Genomic DNA, 21440 nt, shown 5'->3' with positions numbered 1-21440 from the left:
CTCTCAACCTAGCCAAACTTGTCCTGAGGGGCTAAAGTGTGCTATAAGCAGTCAGAGTCTTTATTCTTTCTGATTAGGTAAATTACTGATGACTGAAGCTAAACGCGCCCTAATTACCGGCATCACCGGCCAAGATGGTTCCTATCTGAGCGAATTATTATTAGAAAAAGGTTATCAAGTCCACGGTATCATCCGTCGTACCTCCACCTTTAACACCGATCGCATCGATCATATCTACACTGACCCCCACCAGCCCGATACTAAATTATTTCTTCATTATGGCGACCTCACCGACGGCACGACCCTGCGGCGTATCCTCGAACAAGTGCAACCAGTAGAAGTGTATAATTTAGGGGCCCAATCCCACGTGCGAGTTAGTTTTGATGCCCCAGAATACACCGTCGATGCTGTGGGGGTGGGGGTCTTAAGATTACTAGAAGCAATTCGGGATTACCAAAAAAGAACCGGCATCGAAGTCCGTTTCTATCAAGCAGGTTCCTCGGAAATGTTCGGGAAAGTCATGGAAGTTCCCCAAAAAGAAACCACGCCATTTTATCCCCGCAGTCCCTACGCTTGTGCGAAAGTTTACGGTCACTGGCAAACGGTCAACTATCGGGAATCCTACGACTTATTTGCCTGTAACGGCATTTTATTTAACCATGAATCCCCCCGTCGTGGAGAAACTTTTGTCACGCGCAAAATTACCCGCGCTTTGGCCCGAATTATTGCCGGACAACAGAAAAAACTTTATTTAGGAAATCTCGATTCTAAACGGGATTGGGGTTATGCTAAGGATTATGTGCGGGCGATGTGGTTAATGTTACAACAGCAAGAACCGGATGATTATGTAGTGGCGACAAATGAAACCTATTCTATCCGGGAGTTTCTCGATATTTCTTTCCAATACGTTAATTTAAATTGGCAGGATTATGTGGAGTTTGATGAACGTTATTTGCGTCCGGCGGAAGTGGATTTATTGATAGGAGATTCCACAAAAGCCAGAGAGAAATTAGGTTGGCAGCCGTCGGTAACGTTCGAGGGACTGGTAAAATTAATGGTAGATGCGGATTTAGCGGCTTTGGGGATTAATCTTAATAACGGTGGTGATAGCGGACAGTTATTAAAAGATTTGGCTTATCTTCGCAATCGTTCAATGACAACTGTGGATTAAAGAGGTAAAAATATGCTGAATTTAAGCGAACAAAGAATCGTTGTCACCGGGGGGGCTGGATTTTTAGGTCGGCAAGTAGTTAATCAATTAATTGCAGCGGGGGCCAATCCCGAAAAAATTACAATTCCTCGGTCTAAAGATTGTGATTTAAGAGTTTGGGAAAACTGTCAACGTTTAGCCGACGAAGAAGATTTAATTATCCATTTGGCTGCTCATGTGGGAGGCATCGGTCTCAATCGGGAAAAACCCGCCGAATTATTCTATGATAATTTGATGATGGGAACCCAATTAATTCACGCTGCCTATCTAGCAGGAGTGCAAAAATTTGTCTGTGTGGGGACAATTTGTGCCTATCCAAAATTTACTCCAGTACCTTTCCATGAAGACGATTTATGGTCAGGATATCCCGAAGAAACCAATGCGCCTTATGGTATCGCTAAAAAGGCTTTATTGGTACAATTAGAGTCTTATCGTTTGCAGTATGGTTTCAACGGAATTTATCTTTTACCGGTGAATTTATACGGGCCAGAGGATAATTTTGATCCGGGTAGTTCCCATGTAATTCCTGCTTTAATTCGCAAGGTTTATGAGGCACAACAACGGGGGGATAAACAACTTCCTGTCTGGGGAGATGGTAGTCCAACCCGGGAGTTTCTCTACTCCACCGATGCAGCGCAAGGCATTGTCATGGCCAGCCAATTCTATAATGAATCAGACCCGGTTAATCTTGGTACAAATTCTGAGATTTCTATCAAAGATTTAGTCGAATTAATCTGTGATTTAATGGGTTTTGATGGCGAAATTGTTTGGGAAATAGATAAACCCAATGGTCAACCGCGACGCTGTTTAGATACAACCCGCGCTAGGGAAAAATTCGGTTTTGTTGCCCAAATGGAATTTAAAGAAGGTTTGCAAAAAACCATTGAATGGTATCGGCAAAACGCCGCTTAGTCCAGATAGCTGGTGTGTTAGATAAATAACTAACACACCAGATTTTTTTAAGGTTACTGACCGGTAAAATCAGAACGAAGGGTTAATTTTAAATCTTCCTTGGGGTTAATTGACAATAATTCCACCGATTCTCCTCGTAATAACCAACCGGCTAATACTTCTAATCCCCCTCCTCGTAATAATCCCTCGCTAACCGGTTGGTCAGAAGTAAAAGAAGCGAGGACAGAAGCGGCGGATTTTCCTAATACTGCACCCTGAATAATTTTGTCGGGGTTAACTCCTTTAATTAGCTTTTCTAGACGAGTGAAAACTGCCGAAATAGCATCAATAGATTTTTCTTGGGGTTGACGGGTTTTTAAAAAGATTTTTTGGGATAAAAAACGCGAACCTTGACCATCAGGTTTAATTTCTCCGATAATCTGACTACCATCGGGAATAATTGTCTGTCCTTGGGAATTTTTGATATTATCGGTGACGGTCAGAGATAAAGAAAAAGTTTCTTGTTTGGTTAAAAGAATTTTTTCCCCTTGCTCGTATTTTACAGGGATGTCTGTGCCGGCAGGAATTAATTGATCATTCCCCAAAGGAATCGGTTTAATCGGGTTAATTGGGGCGAATTGACGTGCGATCGCAGGAGTCAAGGAAAGGGAGACCACAACGAAAGAAGCACTTAAAAGCATTGTTAATAGGGTCAGAGGATGATGACGACCCTGCTTTTGAAAATATAGCATCTTACCCTTGAGTTTCCTAGTGGGAGCGAATTAAAGACAGAGACGAAAGCGGAAAAAAGTTTGTTTCCAAGCAAGAAAATGCGGTAAAAAGGGGAATTTTAGCAAAAAATAACTGAGATTTCCTACTAATTGCCAGTTATTAGTTTATTTGGTCTATTGAAACGCCAAAACTCTTGATTTGTCCGCAGTTCTTAGTTTGGCACGGTTAATGGAGAACAATAACTATTTATGGGAAAATTATAGGTTCAATCCTATCAAAAAAAAATCACCCGATCGAATTAAAATCTCTGAAAAAATGTAACAATTGTGACAAAAAACTGAAGAAACCTCTGATCGGGTTGCCACCGATCCCAAACTCAGGACAAGGGGTCATCTAAACCTGGCCCCACAGAAACGGCACACCTTCGCTTTCGGTTGAATTAACTCAGCACAATGAGGACAAGGAACCCTATCCCTGTCCTGTGATCGAACAGAAACAGTTCTCTCGCTATTCCAAGTCACGATCAACCCAAAAAGAGCCACTAGCACCCCAACTGCTGGATTAAAGGCCATCATTACAAACCCAAAAATCAGCATACTCAAACCAATAAATTTATCCATAAGCTCAGGGGAAGCGCATCTTAACAATCCTTGACAAAATGAACTTTGTGTGGGTTGCTTGCCCAGAGGACGATTCAGGCATATTTGAGGAGAATTTGTCATCTCAATTGTTAAGCAAAAATCGACCAGATGTTAAGATTTCGTAACTATTCTGATTGACTGATATCAGCTGAAATGCCCATGCGTATCACAAAATTGGCCAATTGTCAATAGCTTTTGAGATGCTCTCACCCTGAATTTCTGGTATATTTTTAATTAAGGAGAAATTTAACGGGAGTCCTCTTGCTCCATTTAGATAGGGGAGAGCGCGGGAAGTTTCCAAATATCATCCTTTTTGTCCTGTACTTAGGAGTAGATTATGTTTACTAAACTTAATAATTTGTGGAATCAGTTTTTCAGGAGATCAAGAAGGATTAATGATAAACCATTAAATAAAGTAAGTTTATTGGTAATAATAATTGTTGATATTTTCATCTTAGTTAATGTTTTTACAGGATTAGATGATATTAGTAGGTGGCATTTAAGCCCCCAACAAGTATATACTTGTTACAGCGAATGGCAAAGTTACAAGAAAAATAATAGTCCAGATAGAGATTATGATTTAATTACAACTTTTTTAGTTGATTATAAAAATAATAATTATCAAGATGAAGAAATAGGACATTTAGGTAAAGTTTCTCCAATTTGTTTGCAATATGCTGATATTAAAAATAAGTTAAATAATCAAGAAAATCAAACTTTATTAAGTAAAATACAAACAAAACAAGATAATATTAATATACTAGAAAATAATAATAAAATTATTAGAAGTCAATATGATTCTACCCTATTAGAGAAAATTGCCGGACAGTCTGCCAACAATTCGATAAACCGGGTAAAAGCGGAAGAGGCAAAACAGAAACTAGAGGAAAATAATAAAAAAATATCAAAAATCAAAGAAGAAATTGTTAAGCTAAAAAATGAACTACTACAAAAACCATCGAGTCAAAATTTACTTGCTTTCATGAGAAATGAAAGTAAATTTAATGATGTGGAAGCTGGTTATAAAAATGCGACTTTTTGGTATCCTAGCATTCAATTAGGTTTTCAAGTTTTATTTTTAGCACCATTAATAATTGTTGCGTTATTAGTGAATCAGTATGCCCAAAGTCGCGGCTATGGTTTAATAGCGTTAATTAGTTGGCATTTATTAGTTATTTTCTTCATTCCTTTAATTTTCAAAGCTTTTGAATTTTTGCAAATTGGTATTATTACACAATTCATTTTTGATATTATCGGTGCTATCTTTGGAGGTTTAGTATTTTTAGTTCAATATGTTTATATTCTGTTAATCCCTTTGTTCGGTTTTGCTATTATTAAATTTTTGCAAAAGTTTGTTTTTAATACCAAGTCTCAAGCAGCAAAACGAGTACAAAAATCACAATGTATTAACTGCGCTAAAACGATTAAAAATCAAGATGCTCATTGTCCCCATTGCGGTTATTATCAATATGTAGAATGTCATCATTGCCATGAGTTAACTTATAAAAATTTACCTTATTGTTATCATTGTGGTACTGCACAAACTTATGATAGTTAATAGTCCCCAAGCTACCGAAACGAGCAAAGAGAGAATTGCCACTTTATCAATTAATTAATTATGGATTTACTCGAATACCAAGCCAAGGAAATATTTGCTCAGGTAGGTATCCCCATTTTACCTTCCCAACCAATCCACGAACCGGGGGGACTAAAAAGATTAAACATTCCCTATCCTATCGTGCTGAAGTCCCAGGTACGAGCGGGAGGACGAGGAAAAGCCGGAGGGGTGAAATTTGTCGCTAATACCATCGATGCGATCGCTGCTGCCCATGCTATCTTTCATTTACCGATCGCCGGAGAATATCCAGAGGTAATCCTAGCAGAAGCCAGGTATAATCCGCAACAGGAGATATTTTTAGCCATTTTACTCGATTATCATCTGCAAAGACCAGTTTTACTGGGTGCGAGTCAAGGGGGGATGGATGTGGACAGTTTACTGGCAACCATGCAAAAAGTGGTCATTGAAGAGAGATTTTCCCCCTATCTCTGTCGGCAATTAGCCGTATCTATGGGTTTAAGAGGGTCTTTGATCGAGTCTATCAGTCAAATTCTCGAAAAAATGTATAGTCTCTTTGTCAGCAAAGATCTCGATATTATCGAGATTAATCCCCTGGGTATCAACGAAGCCGGGGAAGTGATGGCCCTAGATGGCAAAATAAGTGTTAATGATGCCGCTTTAGCTAGACATCTCGATCTGCTCGCTTTGACCCCACCCCAATTACAATCCCCTTGGTCGATAATTGATCAAACTGGCCGAATAGCGATGATCAGTAATGGCCAGGGTTTGATGTCCAGTATCTGGGATGTCTTAGCTGGCCAGGGGGCAAAACTGGCGGCATGGCTTATACTGGAGGAAAGACTAGAATTAGAGCAATTAAACGAGCAAATAGAGGCCGGTCTGCAACAATTCCAACTATTGCCTGATTTAAAAGTGGTTATCGTTGATATTGTCAGTTATCCCGACTTTGGCCAAAAAGCGATCGAGAGTATTAGCAATTACTACCGCAGTTATAGCCCATTATCACCCGGCCGGGGCAGCGGCGAAAGAACGATCCGGGCTACCCGACAGGAAAGACAAACCTTGGAACCCAGACCTTTTCCCAATCCCACCGTACCACAAATAATTTTTCGCGTCCTAGCTGACAGCAAAGCGATCGATCTCAGCCGGAGTTTAGCTGATGTTAACTTTCATTGGTTAGAGTCTTTAGAAGAGGTGGTCACTGCAGCAATTAAATTAGCCTAGAATCAGTGATCAGTGATCAGTTATAATTTGCACGGCTATAATTTGCATTTTTTACTCAAAGACTATAATAGGGCTTGCTGAATAAATCTAAAAACTTTGTTGGATAAGGCTTTTAGACTTTTTTTACCTCAAAAAGTGCCGACCATTGGAGGGATCGGGGGTAAAATTCCTGGACTTTTTCCCTGAAAATTAGGTAACTGACTACCTCAAAATCGGTAAAACCCTACACCCTACACCCCACACCCCACCAACAAACTTTTTCAGCAAACCCTATATATCTTAATTCTATCTCCCCCAGAGTCCCAGAAGAGCGTTAGTACATACGAAGCACTTAGAAGATTGTCGTCCCAACCAAAACCAGTGAATGAAAAGGTATGTTCAGGAAATACCAGAATTAGAGTGTGTTTTGTTAGCAATAGATCGTACAGCATGGGATGAGCGTCTTGCTATACCATCTAGTTTTCCCAACTAAATATCGCAAGAACCCTTTTTGATGAACAGGTAGATTGCCTGTTGAAAGAAGTCTGTTTAGAGATAGAAAAACGTTATGAAATTAAGTTTCTAGAGAGCGGAGTTGCTCGAGATCATGTACATTTTTTAGTTGAAACTACAGTTAGAGCAACTCGTGCAAAACCTGAGCAAAAAAAGCCCACTCCCTTGGCTTTGAGATAATTCCTTAGCCTCTCCCACCCTCTATGACTAGCTCTGTTTCTTAGGAGAGCGTTATTAAGAATAAAAATTCGGTTCCGGGAATTTTTCATTGACAATCCAATTGCCCAGATCGCGAATTTTGTAATCCACAGGATCATGAAGGGTAAAAGTTCGTAGATTCCGCCAGTAGCGATCAAACCCGTAGGAACTCGATGTCGCCCTCGCCCCCATGACCTCGAACATTTGATTCACCACCTCTAATCCCACCCGTGTCGCCGCCACCTTGGCCACTGCGATCGCCACGGCACAGCGACCGCGCTTTTCTGCGGTGAGCTCCCATTGTTCCTCCCACGCGTCCTGTAGAATTTCCGTTGCTCGATCAACCAAACCCCTGGCCGCCTCTAAATCGACCCACAGACTGCCGTAACGATGGAGGAGATAGGGAGCTTCCGTCGCTCGCTCGACCCCGGCAGTTAGCCAAGGACGGGTTTGCTCTCTCGTGTACCGTCGTGCGGCCTCAAAAGCCCCCAGGGCAATCCCCAGGTAGATATTGGCTAGATTCAACTGGGTTAAACAGGCGCGGAAAGTGGCGAAAGGTGGCGCAGGAAAGGCTTGCGAACCGAAAAACTCGCGGGGGTAAATCGCCACATTATGAAACGAAACACTACCACTATCGGTTTGCCGTTGACCCATATTATCCCAATCGGCGTGCAGTTCTACTCCCTCACGCTGGGTGGGAACCACAAGAACCGATATTTTCCCCGTCTCCTGATCGATCGCCGTAACGGGTAAAATGTCAGAATCCCACGAACCGGAACAGAAGCTTTTCTTGCCTTCTAGTCGGAAAATATCGCCCTCGGAAGCGATCGCTGTCCGACGATCCAAGGGATTTAACGCATTCGCCCAAAACCAATTCTGTCGGATGGTTTCCTTGTAGTAGTATTCCTTCTGTTCGATCGTCCCGAAAAGATGGGGAACGATCACCCCAAGATGATGGTAGGAAAAAATATGAGCGATCGAGCTATCGACTTGGGCGAACTCTCGAACGATGCGAAATAAGGTAATCCAACTCTCGCCAGAACCACCGTATTCTCGGGGAATCAATAAGGTCAAAAGACCACTTTGGCGGAGGCGATCGCGCGCCAGTTTCGGGGTTCCACCCTGATGGTCTCGCTCCACTGCATCGATGGCGAATTCCGATGCCAGAGAAACCGCGAGAGATAGATAATAATCGGCAGACTGACTAGGGGATACTGACATGATCGAGATTCCTTAGATATATCGAATCCCCCTAAACAGGAAGGTATAGGGGTAAATTTTGTTGATTGCTAGAAGGTAAATGTGGTTCTCAGTGTACCGATAATAACACTGGTATTATTACTATTTTGACCGGGGTTGATCAGCCAAAATAAGCCAGGAGTGATGGCGATATTGTCATTAATTTGATATTTGTAAAAAGCCTCGACATGGATAGGTAAATCCTTGGCATCCGTGGGATTATTGGCTTGATAGGGCTGAACGCCAACCACGAGACCGCCCAGATTGCCATCTTTGCCCACATCGGGAAAGGCGAAACCTAGACTATAGTACCAAATGTCAGCATTTCCGTGGCCTTGGAGATTTCTAGAGTTGGTATAGCCCAGGAAACCATTAATCGCCAAGTTCGGCGTGATGGTAAAGAACCCCGACGCACCGAAGGAATCACTGATCAATGGGGTGCCAAAAGGATTATTAGCCTGCCTAGTGCCGACAATACCAAAACTACTGCCGATGTCAAATAAATCTCCCCGATTTTGGTAGGCGTGGACGTAGGTGATCCCGAAACCCGATCGAGAATCGAGCCAAGCGATTTGGGCGATCGCAGCGTATTGACCATTAAAAAGACCACTACCCGGATTGGGAGCGGCATGATCCCCGGCCAGATAACCCAAGCTGGCGATCCAGCGATCGCTCAGTTGATAGTTAAAGCCACCTCCCGCACCCCCACCGATCTGGTAAATGGGGTTGGCGGACGCAAACACGGTTAGTGCTTTTCCGCCGCCCGTACCGCTATCGAGATAGGGGTTCAGCGTCGGGATAAAATCGTAGGTGACACCATTGACCGCTGCAATATAGGCGGAAATGCGCTCGCCAATGGGAAAATAATAGGCGAGCCAACCGATATTGACATTATTGTCTAGAGAGGGAACTAGGTTAAAGGATTGAGTAGCTTCCGGAGTCCCATCCCCCAGATTAAATCGTCGGGCATTACCGGCATCTAACCTTACGTTTAACTGGTCTTTGCCCGTAAAACTGCTGACGAACCGAAGACGCACGCGATCTTGAAACACGGTATTGCTCCCCTCCCTCGCACCTTGAAAGGCGTTGGCGACCACGAAAATCGCCTCACCCAGTAGTTTCGTGGTCGTCGAAAAGGAATGGTCTTCTAGGAAAGCAGCCTGGTTTTCTAGGTTATCCACTCTCGCCCCTAAAGCCCCTAACTCGGCCTGAAATTCCTGGGCAAGGCGCTTGAGTGTATCGAGATCTCCTTGGGCGATCGAAACCCCTGCTTGCAGCGATCGCTCGATCGAGTTTAAACAAGCATTCAAACCGGCGGCAAATTCCCAACGGGTTAAGGCGCGGTCGCCCCGATAGGTGCGGTCGGGATAGCCGACAATACAGCCATAGCGTTCCACTAACGATCGCAGTGCCTCGAACGCCCAGCCCGTCGGCGGAACATCGGCAAGTTGGGACACAGAAGTGAGTTGCGCCATCGCTGGATCGGGATGGTTTTTCGACATATCGGTTAGCGGTAAACCCGAAGGGTCGATTTGAGCGAACGCGGGTACGGCAAAGAAAACGCTTCCCAGTAGGAGAGAAGGTCGCCATAACGAATTACAAGAGACAGAAACCATCGAAATCCTCACATCCAAAAAATAGAGATAGTCGGTGTTTTTTGGCCAGACGAATCCTCGGAACCGCGCTCGATCGATTCCCATATCTCCGGCAGCAATTGAGAAAGTCTCGTTATCCCAAGCCGGTGCTGTAGCAGAATTCCAGGGTAAAACCGCAGAATCCTAAGGCCTGGAGAATAGGAGTCCTATCTTGAGAACACGGGCAGAACTTCCGCCGCTTTGCCAACAGGCATTGCTCTTTTTCCGACCCCTACGCTAGAAAAGGGGAGTGATTAGCTAGGGTTTGCGGCAAAAAGTTTTTCGTGGGGGCAGGGTGTAGGGTGTGGGGTGTGGGGTGTAGGGTTTTACCGATTTTGAGGGGGTCAATTACCTAATTTTCAGGGAAAAAGTCCCTGAATTTTTCCCCCGATCACTCCCCTATCCATTACTTTTTGATGGCCAAAAGGTCTAAAAGTTTTACCCAACAAGGTTTTTAGATTTATTCAGCCAACCCTAGCTAAACGGCAACAGATGCCCTAGTTTTTCGCGCTTTGTCAGCAAATACTGTTGATTGTGGTAGTTTGGAGGCATGACGAGAGGGATTCGCTCGACAATGTTGATCCCCCAATCTCGGAGACCCTGAACTTTTTGGGGATTATTAGTTAGTAAACGGATATCGGCTACCCCCAAATCCTTGAGAATATGCGCTCCCAGCCGATAGGTACGCCCGTCCGCCTCGAATCCTAGCCTCCTGTTGGCATCTACCGTATCTAGGCCGAGATCCTGTAGGGAGTAGGCCTTGAGCTTATTGATCAGACCGACACCTCGTCCCTCCTGTGGAAGATAGACCACAACCCCTTGTCCGGCGGTTTCGATCGATTTCAGGGCGATATGCAGTTGTTGGCGACAATCACAACGGGAGGAACCGAGAACATCCCCGGTAAAACACTGGGAATGAATTCGGACCAGAGTCGTCCGCTCTCCGAATTTGTCCGGATCGCCTTTGATGATCGCCGTCGCTTCCGAACCATCGAGGAGGTCGCGATAGGCGTAGATATTAAATTCGCCGAATTCCGTAGGCAGACGGGCGATCGCTTCCCGCGATACCGAGGATTCTACCCCTTCGCGATAGCGGATCAGATCGGTGATTCGGATAATCGGTAGACCGTACTCGTCCGCGTAGCTCATCAACTCCGGTAAACGCGCCATCGAGCCGTTGGGGTTCTGGATCTCGCAGATTATTCCGGCGGGGTAGAGTCCAGCTAAACGAGCCAGATCCACCGCCGCCTCGGTATGTCCTGCCCGCTCGAAAACCCCACCCGCTCGCGCTCGGAGCGGGAAAATATGCCCCGGACGGCTGAGATCATCGGGGGTAGTGGTGGGGGAAAGCGCCACTTGGATGGTGCGGGAGCGATCGCTCGCCGATATCCCCGTAGTAACGCCGTGGTGCGGCGCCGCATCGATACTGACGGTGAAAGCGGTTTGATGGTGATCGCCATTTTTCTCCACCATCGGCGGTAATTGCAATTCGTCTAGGCGATCGCCGGTCATGGCCAGACAGATCAACCCCCGGGCCCGGGTAGCCATGAAATTAATCATCGTCGGTGTGGCAAACTCGGCGGCGCAGATTAAATCCCCCTCGTTCTCTCGTTTTTCATCGTCCACGACGACGATGGCTTGCCCAGATCGTAGGGCATCGAGGGCCCGATCGACCATGGTAAACCTCGGTTCGACCGGGTTCCGTCGCGCCAGGGTGATGATTCGAGAGGAAGAGGCAATCGATAGGGTAGGCTCGCTCATAAAAATAGTTCAAAGGAATCTTGACAAGCTGACACTTTTATGTATGTACGGGCAGGGGGGTAGGGGTTTTTTCCTTCGTGGCCGCTCGATGTAGGTTCACCGCAACGACGAAATCCCGTACCGCCTCTTGGGTTCTTTGCCCGATCTCCTCATCGGGTTGGAGTTGGCCAGAGGCCTGGAATTGCAATTGTTTATCGATCGCATAAATACCGCCGAGAATGTGACGCGCCTTCAGTTCCGAGAGAACCGGCTTGAGGGCATAATCGATCGCCAGTAGATGAGCGATCGTGCCTCCAGTGGCGATCGGCAGTACCACTTTGTTGGCGAACGCCCCCTGCGGCAGTAAATCCAAGAAAGCTTTCAGCAGTCCGGTGTAGGCGGCCTTGTAGATCGGGGTGGCCACGATAATCCCGTCGGCCTGTCCTAGTAGAGCTTTTATCGGTTCTAGGGCCGGACTATCGTAGCGTCCGTAGATGAGGTCTTCCGGCGAGAAGTCCCGCACGGCGATCGTATCGGTATGAAATCCCTCTTTTTCTAGGAGTTCGTTGACGTATTGAACGAATCCGTAGGTTTTAGAAGGAGCGGTGGGATTGCCAGCGATCGAGAGAATATTCGCCATCGTAAATCTCCTAGATTGGTAATAATGGGTAATAACGGTCTCGCGGATCAGGAACGAGATACGGCTTCGGCAGGGCGATCAGCGGTTATCTCAGCGCGACTTTGCCAGAGTCCGATCCCGTCGTACAATCCCGGGGCCATGAGAAACACCTGCACCCAGAGAATATCGAACCACCAGTACAGTCCCGGTCGGATATTGGCCGGACCGAAGAGGACTTCCGTTGCGGCGTAAAGAATCAGCGAGATGACCAAACTAATCACCGATGTAATGATTCCCTTGGCCGGTTGGGCAAGTCCTTGAAAGGGCCAGAGATTGAATTGCCAGAGTAAACCCAAACCCACCGTTGTCCAGATGGCGGCGAAGGTCGGCCCGGTCGCCGTGGTGAATAAATCCATCCCCGCCAGCCGGAGAAAAAACGCCATCAGGAGGGTGAGAAATAATACCGCCCCGGTAGGTCGAAAGCCCAGACGCGGCATGGTTAGGCCCAGTTGAGCGAGCGGCCAGCGATCGAAAAAACTACCGAATACCGTGGAGAGGGGATACCAGTACCAAGGAATATAGAACGGTTTTAATCCCCAGAGCTGCGGTAGAAAAGTGAGGGCGGGAGCGACCATAAAAACGGCAAAAAAGATGTTGAGAAATCCACTGGTGGGATGTCGGTCTTGGAGTTCTTCGGAAGCCACGATCGTGTTATCGAAAAAGAACAGACTGGCACAGGCGGCAACAATCGCGGTTTGTCCCCACAAACCTACGGGGGTATCGGTGAGACGGGCGGGGGTGAAGATAAATTTCCACGCTTCTCCAGTCAGATAGACCAACAGCAGCAAGATCGCTAAATTAACGGTTCCCCGTCCGAAGCGATGGGAAAAAAATCGAGAACCCGGATAGCCATTTAGGGAAAAACCCAGATGCCACCACCAGACAAAACAGAGGGTGATATAAACTAATTTTTCGTTTACATCTAGAGCGAATAGGCCCGTGAAGATCAGTTCAAAAACCAGACTGACCACAGCGATAATGCCGATGAACAAGAGTCCCTTAAAGGGTTGATTTTTCCAGATATTCCGTTTCTGGAGCGGATGGGCAACACTCATATTTCCTCTACAGTAGTGTGACCGATCGAAGGTAGAAATCAGGAGGAGAGGGAGGGCGCTCCCCTTCCTCCCGCAGACTTATAGCCAAGGATGGCGGGGCGGGTTGGCACCGTTGAGGAAGTAATTGCCGATCGCATAGTATTTCCAGCGCACCGGATCGTGGAGGGTGTGGGCGCGGGCGTTGCGCCAGTGGCGATCGTAGTTAAATTCCTCTAGGGTGGACTTCGTGCCGGCCAGTTCAAAGAGTTTATTGGTGGCCAGTAGGGAGGCTTCCGTGGCGAGCGCTTTGGCCTCGGCGACGGCGATCGACGATTCCACTACTTTCGCCTCCTCTAACCCGGATTCATAGGCTGCGTCGATAAATTCCCCGGCCCGCCGTAGTAGGGCTTCCGCGGCGTGGATCTGTAGGATCACGTTGCCCAGATTGTAGAGAGTCAGGGGATCTTCAAAACCCTTCTCCTGGTTACTATCCACCCAGGGACGGGTATGGTTGCGGACGAAATACAGGGTATCCCGCAGGGCGGCCTTGGCGATGCCCACGTCCACCGCCGCTTGGATAATCTGTGCCACCGCACCCATCGGGGTCGCCCGTTCAAAAGCTAGATAGTGAGGGATGACGTGTTCCGGTTTCACCAGGACATTTTCGAGAATCGTCGTGCCGCTTGCGGTGGTGCGTTGACCGAAACTCGTCCAATCATCGAGCAGAGTCAAGCCTTCCGCGTCCCGTTCCACAAAGGCGACGATCGTATTGCCGTTCTCATCGGCGGCGATCGTGGGAATCCAATGGGCCAGCAGGGCGCCGGCGGAGTAATACTTGCGTCCGTTGAGAACGTAGCCATCGCCCGATCGAGTTAATTTGGTTTGCACGTCCGTCACTGACTTGGTGCCGATCTCCGAGAAGGCGTTCCCAAACCGTTTGCCTTGCAGTACCAGGTCAAAGAAAAATCGCTTCTGTTCCTCCGTACCGTCGAGCCGGATCGCTTCCACCATATAGAGGTGATTCTGGGGAATCTGTCCCAAACTAGAATCCGCCTCGGCAATAATGGCGATCACTTGCGCTAGGGTGGCGTAGGATACGCCCGCACCCCCGTATTCCTTGGGAACGATGATCCCCCATAGCCCGCTGCGCGAGAATTTTTTTACCTCCTCCACCGGTAGACGGCGTTCGCGATCGCGGAGGGAATCCTCTTGGAGAAATTCTGCGGCCAGTTCTTTGGCCACAGCGATCGCTTCTTGATCGTCTTGAATCAGATGGGCGGTCGGTTCCGTTGCAACATTTACTAACGTGGTCATGGTTACTACTCCTAGACTGTGAGATAGAGTGGCCTAGCTTTTAATACAGAGAGCGCGAGGACTGATATCTCGCCCTACGGGCCAAAACTTGCCGGTATTTCTGGATATCGCGGTTCATGGCGAAAATGGGAACGAGAGGGCCGAGCAAACAGACGATCGGGCCGATATACAAGAACCTCCAGCTGAATCCGTAGGAAGTAATGATCAGAGCCGAACCGATAATCCAACCGAAGGCTCCATAGAGTAAGGCATTGTTTTCCTGGCCCCCTTCTAGATTCCCCTCTTCTTCCTCCTCTTCCAGTCCATAGGTTGCCGAAGCGTAGGTCAACACGAGATACATTCCCCGCAGAAAGAAAATCGTGATGATAGCGGCAATAACACCGGCGATAATGGTGGTCGGGGAATAGGGATTTTGAGTTAGGGGACGACTAGGGAGACTTTGGGCGGGAACCGCTCCGGCATAGAAAACCGTGAGCATCGTGCCGCCCAGGAAATAGCCGAGCCGCTTCGCCCAAGTCCGCAAGGAGGGCGGTATCATCTGCAAGAGACTATTCATGATCGTGATTCTGTGAAAACTTATCGCAGCGCGACAGAAGAAGTGTCCGGTATCTCGGATAGATCCTGTGCCTGACGTAGTTGGGTGTAATCGAAGCGTCGGGAATTGGTCAAGGCAATCACAATTGGGACGATCGTGCTGACTGCGACTACCGTATAGGTACCGATCTCCTCGCCGAACTTGGCGAGGGCGAAAACCCCGGCAATCAGACCGATGATCGTCCAGGCGGTAAAGGCCGTGGCATTCATTCGCGACCAGACGATCGACAGTACCAGAGGCACGAGAACGGCGGCGCGGATGATGGAAGTCCCCAGTACCAGCGTCACCAGATCGATTCCCGATAGCACCACCGCCACCGAAATTCCCGCCGCTAAGACCATCGAAAACCGCGTCCAAGCGAAGAGGGAGCGATCGGAAATAGCGGGGAACAGGGGCTTGATCACATCCACCGCAGAAACCGAACTAACCGCCGCCAATGTGCCGTCACAGGTGGAATAGCAGGCCGACAGCACAATGATCACGAACAGGTAGATCACCCAATCGGGCAAACCTAAATGGGAAACCAAAAAAGGACCCAAGGCGGCGGGATCACCACCAAGATCCCGGGCCAGATCCACCTTGAGCGCGATGCCCACCAGCCCTACCACCCCTAGACAGAGGGCGACCACATAGTAGAGTCCCCCACCCCAGAAAAAGGTTTTGCCTAATTCCCGTTCTTTGATCCCCCAAGCCACCTGCCAGAATTCCTGTCCGGCGATCGTGGCAGTAATCAGTGCGAGGGCGAAGGTTAAGCCGAAATTCTGGAAGGCATCCGGTCGCGTCACCGAAAGAAGTTCGCCGCCCTGACTCTGTACGGTCTGCCACACGGCTTCCGCCCCTCCCACCTGGCCTAAGACCGCCGTGGTGACCAGGACAGAGGGAACCATAATCAGCAAACACATCAAGGTAGAAGTAGCCATGGATGCCCAGAGTCCCCCTAAACTGATGTACAGGAGAATGACGATCGAGGAGATGGTTGCGACTACCCCCTCCGGAAGACCGAAGATCGTGGCCACCATCAGGGATGCTCCCTTGAGATTCACCGTGACAATTTGGATCGCCCCGAAGAGGATACCAGCGACTACGACCACGCGAGCCAATTTTGCTCCCGCGTAACGAGCGGAGATAAACTCGCTGATGGTATAACCGTGGGGCATCAATCGCCGTAACTTTTTGGCAAAGGGAATCACGGCAATGACCGCCGCACCATTGGGGACGGTAAACCAAAATAAGCCCGATAATCCGTACTTAAAGGTGACCCCGATCGGCAGTAAAATCCCGATCACCCAAGTCCAGACGGAAAGCAAGCCGGCAATCCCGAATCCTAAACCCAGCTTGCGACCGGCAATCACAAAATCGTGGGTGTTTTTTACCAGTTTCCACTTAGCGTAGTAGGAAACAATCAACATAGCCAGACCTAACGCGATCAGGGTGACAATTCCCTCGATCGGTCCAAGGGGAGCCGCCTGAGCGAGACTAATCCCTTCCATTACGATTTTCTCCTTGTGTATTTCTTTCTTTCGCTTAAACCAGGGCGAACTCTTCTCTGGGGGAACGACGGGATTCCAGTTGCCGCACGAGCGGAATCACCTCGCGACCGAAGGCGGGTAAATCGTCCGTATAGTGCAGGAAACCACCGAGAATCAAATCGACCCCCACGGCGTGAAACTGCTGGATTTTTTCCGCTACCTGTTCTTTTGTGCCGATCAGTCCGGTACGGAATCCATCGTTGTACTGTACTAGATCTTCAAAGTTCGAGTTGGCCCACATTCCCACTTTTTCACTGGTGGCGGAACCCGCTTGTTTGACTGCTTCGCCAAATCCTTCCACGGCCTCTTTGTCGGCTTTGGCGATAATCTCCCGCAGTAACTCGTGGGCTTCTTTTTCGGTATCACGGACGAGGATAAAGGCGTTGAGACCGAACTTGATACTACGGCTGGCTTGACGGGCAAGGGCGGAAACTTCCTCGATCTGTTCGCGGACTCCCTCGATCGAGTTGCCGTTCATGAAATACCAGTCCGATACCCGACCGGCCATCTGTCGGGCGGCTTTGGAGTTACCCCCCTGAAAGATTTCGGGATGGGGATGATTATTAACGGGGCGGGGTTTGACCCAACCGCCGTTGATGCGATAAAAATCCCCTTTGAAGTGGAATTCGTCTTCTGTCCACAGTCCCTTGAGGATGCGAATGAATTCCTCGGAGCGTCGATAGCGTTCATCGTGATCGAGCCAAGGTTCACCATAGATGGTGAATTCACCCTTGAACCAGCCACTGACGATGTTGAGGGCGAAACGACCTTTGGAAATGAAATCGATCGTCGAGCCGATTTTGGCGACGACCCCGGGATGCCATAAACCGGGATGGACGGCGGCGATTAGGGTGATTTTCTTGGTTACGGGGGCTAGGGCGGCGACGGTGGCAAAGGCCTCTAGTTGATACTCCGCGCCGTAGCTGGCGATGAATCGGGCTTGGGCTAACGCGTACTCGAACCCGACTTCTTCGGCAGTCTGTGCCAGCCAAGCGTTGTAATCGTAGGTCCAATCGGTGTTTTGCGGGATTTTACTCACCACTAACCCGCCACTAACATTGGGAACCCAGTAAGCGAACTTAATATCTACCATGATTCGGTTACTCCGTGATGGAAACTATTGGTTCGACCGCTTCACCGTTCGCAAGAATCCAGTGTACACGGTCATTTCGGACGATCTCTTTCGTGTTCGTCTGGAGGAGCGATCCCGTTTTTGGCGATCGCCAAGCACCCTAACTCAAGTCTTTAGAATGCTGTTTCTAGCAAGATTCGAGTTACCTATATCGGGGTCAAAACTCGCTCTCTCTCAAGCCTGGAGCCGAGAACTACTGTAATTCGACCGAAATATAGTTGATTGCCTTTCAGTGTAATCACTACTCAAGGATGACGTCGTAGTTTGATACACCCCGATTGACTTTTTCTATGCCATTTTGGAATACGGTGCGTCTTCCAGGGGTACTCCAATCGAACCTCAATACCTGATATTCCAAATCGTGATAGACAAGAGGAATTTCGGTATAAGGAAAAATAACGCTTCTGGGGAAGGAACATGATAGAGTGATGGCTCCTAAAAAACACGTCTCCCTCGTGGGTATTGGAAAACACCTATGCCGCTTCAGTTTGGAATTTGGGCACCCGTTTGTGGTGGATGGTTGCGAGTGATTAACCCGGAGAGAAATTGGTCGATTTCCGATCTGGTCGAGTTGGCCGTTCAAGCCGATCGAGTGGGCTATGATTTCTACTACATTCCCGAACACTATCTCAATGCGGTACACGGGCCGGATCATGACGTAACTGACCCTTGGCTCACGGCTGGCGCGGTGAGTTTAGCGACCCAAGAGATTAAAATCGTCACGGCCGTACAACCGGGGTTTAAATTGCCCGCAGTGGTGGCCAAGCTAAGTGCCGCTCTCCAGAATCAACCCGGTGGAGGCCGGTTCGGTTTGAGCGGGATCGCGGGGTGGTGGCAACTAGAAGTGGAAAGCTACGGTGATGTTTGGCTCTCCCACGGCGATCGCTACGCTAGATTAGAAGAATATCTTCAGATTATTCGGGGATTATGGACGACTGCCGATTTTAATTATCGGGGCAAATATTACACGATCACCCAGGGCATTTTAGCCGAGCGACCGACACCGCTTCCTCTCGTTTTTATTGCGGGGGAATCGGAACGAGCGATCGATCTAGCGGCTCGTTTGGGGGATTATCTTTTTATTAATGCGGATGATGTGGAAAAAACGGCCGCGCTGGTGGAGAAGGTAAAACGATGGGCGAGCGATCGCTATCAACGGCAGATTCAAGTAGCGATGAGCGCTTTCGCCATTGTCCGCCCTACCAGGGTCGAAGCCGAGTCCAGACTAGACAAGATTTATCGCTCTGCCGACACTCGAAAAATTCGTTATTTCCAACAACAAATCGATGCCAATGCAGTAGCCCACAATAAACTAGATATCGGTCAAACGATCGAGGCAAATCTTGGCCTCTCGGCTCGATTTGTCGGTGATCCACAGACGGTGATCCGTCGCTTGAGAGACTACGAATCTATCGGAGTTGACCTGATTATCTTCAAGTTTGAATCCACCCGGGAAGATGCTCTCTATTTTCATCAACAGGTGATCGATCGATACTCACACCCCTATCCTTTAATTTCTCGGTGAATTATGAGTCGAATTACCTCGGAAGACATTACCCTAAATCACCTGAAAATTCTCAAGACGGTCGATGATTCTGGTAGCTTTTCTAAAGCGGCCTATCAATTGGGCTATAGTCAATCATTAATTAGCAAAAAAGTCAAGCAATTAGAGGATTATTTTGGAGTATTGCTGGTTAATCGCTCCCCTGGCTCGATCAAACTAACCAATCAGGGTAGAAAGCTAATTTCTGAAACCTTTCAGGTGATAGAAACCGTGGAAACCCTTCAACGAGAGTTTCAGCTGACCTTAAGTGCCGACGGAGAAGACTTAATTCTCGGTGCTACCCCTTTAATTTTAGAAGTCTGGTTAAAACATTACTGGCGACGATTTCGGCTTTGCTTTCCAAGTCGAAATATTCAAGAGATTTCCCTATCCGCTCAAGGTTTATTGGCCGAATCCTCGCCCAAAAACCTTGATATTCTGCTCAACAGTTTCTCCGCTTATAAAGATAAACATCATTGTACTAGACTAACTACCCACCGCTTCCAACTTATTTCTTTCGGTAAGAATGATCTATTTCCTAGCAAAAAATTGATTAAAATCTCAGATATAAACCCAACTGACTTGGTTCTTTTAGATGAAATTTATCAAGAGCTTTGTAAAAATCAAGTTGTATTAAACTATCTAAGGGATGTACGAATCATTGAAAGTTATCAAGAACTTCTCGATTCTGTGCAAAAAAGCCATAAATCAACTATCCTGCCTGATTTTTGCCAATTTAATTCCCTCTTGAATTATCCAGCATCGATAATACCTATACAGGATGTCAACGAATATGGAGTCTATCTGCACGTCCCTCATTTTAGCGAGCTATTAATATTAGGAGAAAGTTTGGTTAGAAGTTTTCGCCTCGATCAGGATGATTTAGCCATTTCCCCGCAACCGAATCTTATTTTTGCCAGCGATACTTTGCCAACGGAAAATATACTCAGAGTTGGAATTCAACGGGATTCGATCGGACAGTTTATCGCCAGCTATGGAGTTAAATATGTTTTCGATCTACAGCGAGAGTCCAACGAAAAACCAATTTTTCAGAAAAATATCGAGATCGATCGAAATTTTACCTTACAGATCGTTGAATTCGCTTGTGGTGAACAAATGAATCAACAAATGAAAAGAGGAGATTTAGATATTTGTATTTTAGACGATATTTCTCTTTTAAACAATGGTACTATGTTTTTTAACAATCTCAGTTTCGGTTCTAAACTAATCGGGATTGCCTCTTATAATATTTTCGGTGAAGATCTGAGGATTCTGCTTCCTAAAGACTCTCCAATCGCCACCGTCCCAGAACTAAGAGGCAAGCGTATTTCTACCTTATTTGGTTCCAACGCGCATCGATTTATTATCACTCTTTTTAACCTGTACGGACTGGAGATTAGTCGAGATTGTCACTTGGTTAATGAAGATCCACATACGGCAAGTATGAGCTTTAGAAAAAAGCAAATAGATGCCTATGTATGTTGTGATACTTTTACTTCTATTTTTCAAGAATACGTTTCAGCCAAAAAATTACCCCTAGAGCAAAATTTCGGTTTAAGAATTCCTTCCCTTAGAGGCATTGTTTGTCGATCGCGGTTTCTCAAAGAAAACCCCAAACTTGTTATCGCTTACCTACACGACTTGGTAATCGCCAATCATTGGTTTCATTCAGATTCCGCAAGAGCGATCAAGTTGTTAAACGATGTAACATGGGTTTGTCCTGATCGGGTATTTCAGTTCTTCGCTCCTGCCTCTGGAAACCACACCGATCCCACCCTAAAACCCCAATGGTCTTGGCTATTAAAAACCCTCAATCGTAGGTTAGATGGACAATACGGTATCTCATTATTTGACGTAGATTTTTGGATGGACGATTATTTTTTACGGCTAGTCTATAATTTACTCGAACTAGATTACCATTTCCATCAGATTTCTTTTTCGAGCCAACTCTCTAATGGTTATTTTCCAGAGGAAAAATTTAATCGGTACGCTCAAGTTTTATAAAAGTTTTTGATATACTTTATCCCCATTTAT

At 47.1% G+C, this 21440-nt stretch carries 16 protein-coding genes and 2 pseudogenes; 8 read left to right on the top strand and 10 right to left on the bottom strand.

What is annotated here, in order from left to right; all coding sequences use genetic code 11:
- Nucleotides 1-88: 88 nt before the first annotated feature.
- Both gmd and MAE_RS13045 read left to right on the top strand, forming a co-directional pair.
- A complete protein-coding gene (gene gmd, locus MAE_RS13050) occupies nucleotides 89-1171 on the top strand; it encodes a GDP-mannose 4,6-dehydratase (RefSeq protein WP_002798501.1) in 1083 nt (360 codons plus the stop codon).
- A 12-nt stretch (nucleotides 1172-1183) separates the two neighbouring features.
- The gene (locus MAE_RS13045) at nucleotides 1184-2122 is read left to right on the top strand and encodes a GDP-L-fucose synthase family protein (protein WP_012265988.1); all 939 of its coding nucleotides are present in this window, start codon (nucleotides 1184-1186) and stop codon (nucleotides 2120-2122) included.
- A gap of 53 nt (nucleotides 2123-2175) precedes the next feature.
- Here the strand turns inward: MAE_RS13045 and MAE_RS13040 are convergent, their stop codons facing one another.
- Nucleotides 2176-2853, bottom strand: a complete 678-nt coding sequence (locus MAE_RS13040) for a hypothetical protein (RefSeq protein WP_004159248.1) — start codon at nucleotides 2851-2853, stop codon at nucleotides 2176-2178.
- 958 nt (nucleotides 2854-3811) lie between these two features.
- On the opposite strand from MAE_RS13040, the gene MAE_RS13030 reads away from it, so the two are divergent.
- From MAE_RS13030 to MAE_RS36445, 3 genes and pseudogenes are all read left to right on the top strand, one after another.
- Nucleotides 3812-5032: a hypothetical protein gene (locus tag MAE_RS13030; protein ID WP_012265986.1), complete on the top strand. Its 1221-nt coding sequence runs from the start codon at nucleotides 3812-3814 to the stop codon at nucleotides 5030-5032.
- 60 nt (nucleotides 5033-5092) lie between these two features.
- A complete protein-coding gene (locus MAE_RS13025) occupies nucleotides 5093-6277 on the top strand; it encodes an ATP-grasp domain-containing protein (RefSeq protein WP_012265985.1) in 1185 nt (394 codons plus the stop codon).
- Between the two features lie 434 nt (nucleotides 6278-6711).
- Nucleotides 6712-6886, top strand: a pseudogene (locus MAE_RS36445) (IS200/IS605 family transposase); the annotation flags it as partial.
- Between the two features lie 117 nt (nucleotides 6887-7003).
- On the opposite strand, the gene MAE_RS13020 reads toward MAE_RS36445, so the two are convergent.
- The 9 genes and pseudogenes from MAE_RS13020 to sfnG all read right to left on the bottom strand — a co-directional run bounded on the left by MAE_RS13020 (nucleotide 7004) and on the right by sfnG (nucleotide 17824).
- Nucleotides 7004-8188, bottom strand: a complete 1185-nt coding sequence (locus tag MAE_RS13020) for an acyl-CoA dehydrogenase family protein (protein ID WP_002798494.1) — start codon at nucleotides 8186-8188, stop codon at nucleotides 7004-7006.
- 68 nt (nucleotides 8189-8256) lie between these two features.
- On the bottom strand, nucleotides 8257-9906 hold the full coding sequence (locus MAE_RS13015; protein ID WP_012265983.1) for an iron uptake porin: 1650 nt from the start codon (nucleotides 9904-9906) through the stop codon (nucleotides 8257-8259).
- A gap of 423 nt (nucleotides 9907-10329) precedes the next feature.
- Nucleotides 10330-11517 (bottom strand): annotated as a pseudogene (locus MAE_RS13010) (bifunctional 3,4-dihydroxy-2-butanone-4-phosphate synthase/GTP cyclohydrolase II); the annotation flags it as partial.
- Between the two features lie 121 nt (nucleotides 11518-11638).
- A complete protein-coding gene (gene ssuE / locus MAE_RS13005; protein ID WP_012265981.1) occupies nucleotides 11639-12220 on the bottom strand; it encodes an NADPH-dependent FMN reductase in 582 nt (193 codons plus the stop codon).
- Between the two features lie 47 nt (nucleotides 12221-12267).
- Nucleotides 12268-13314 (bottom strand): hypothetical protein, encoded by a 1047-nt coding sequence (locus MAE_RS13000; RefSeq protein ID WP_012265980.1) that lies wholly within the window; start codon nucleotides 13312-13314, stop codon nucleotides 12268-12270.
- A gap of 78 nt (nucleotides 13315-13392) precedes the next feature.
- Nucleotides 13393-14607: an SfnB family sulfur acquisition oxidoreductase gene (locus MAE_RS12995; RefSeq protein ID WP_012265979.1), complete on the bottom strand. Its 1215-nt coding sequence runs from the start codon at nucleotides 14605-14607 to the stop codon at nucleotides 13393-13395.
- Nucleotides 14608-14647: 40 nt separating this feature from the next.
- Entirely contained in the window at nucleotides 14648-15163 is a 516-nt protein-coding gene (locus MAE_RS12990; protein ID WP_012265978.1) for a hypothetical protein, read from the bottom strand.
- Nucleotides 15164-15183: 20 nt separating this feature from the next.
- Nucleotides 15184-16692 (bottom strand): sodium:solute symporter family protein, encoded by a 1509-nt coding sequence (locus MAE_RS12985; RefSeq protein ID WP_012265977.1) that lies wholly within the window; start codon nucleotides 16690-16692, stop codon nucleotides 15184-15186.
- A 34-nt stretch (nucleotides 16693-16726) separates the two neighbouring features.
- Nucleotides 16727-17824: a dimethylsulfone monooxygenase SfnG gene (gene sfnG / locus MAE_RS12980; RefSeq protein ID WP_012265976.1), complete on the bottom strand. Its 1098-nt coding sequence runs from the start codon at nucleotides 17822-17824 to the stop codon at nucleotides 16727-16729.
- Here sfnG and MAE_RS32200 point away from each other — a divergent pair.
- From MAE_RS32200 to MAE_RS12970, 3 genes are all read left to right on the top strand, one after another.
- Nucleotides 17823-18065: a hypothetical protein gene (locus MAE_RS32200; RefSeq protein WP_125730319.1), complete on the top strand. Its 243-nt coding sequence runs from the start codon at nucleotides 17823-17825 to the stop codon at nucleotides 18063-18065. The two genes, sfnG and MAE_RS32200, sit on opposite strands and share 2 nt — an antisense overlap.
- A 273-nt stretch (nucleotides 18066-18338) precedes the next feature.
- Nucleotides 18339-19388, top strand: a complete 1050-nt coding sequence (locus MAE_RS12975) for an LLM class flavin-dependent oxidoreductase (protein WP_012265973.1) — start codon at nucleotides 18339-18341, stop codon at nucleotides 19386-19388.
- A 3-nt stretch (nucleotides 19389-19391) separates the two neighbouring features.
- Nucleotides 19392-21410, top strand: coding sequence for a LysR family transcriptional regulator (locus MAE_RS12970; RefSeq protein ID WP_012265972.1), 2019 nt, complete (start codon nucleotides 19392-19394; stop codon nucleotides 21408-21410).
- The last annotated feature ends 30 nt before the right edge of the window (nucleotides 21411-21440 follow it).

The organism is Microcystis aeruginosa NIES-843 (assembly GCF_000010625.1).
In the GTDB taxonomy this organism is placed as follows: domain Bacteria; phylum Cyanobacteriota; class Cyanobacteriia; order Cyanobacteriales; family Microcystaceae; genus Microcystis; species Microcystis aeruginosa.
This window is presented reverse-complemented; position numbering and strand designations above follow the sequence as displayed.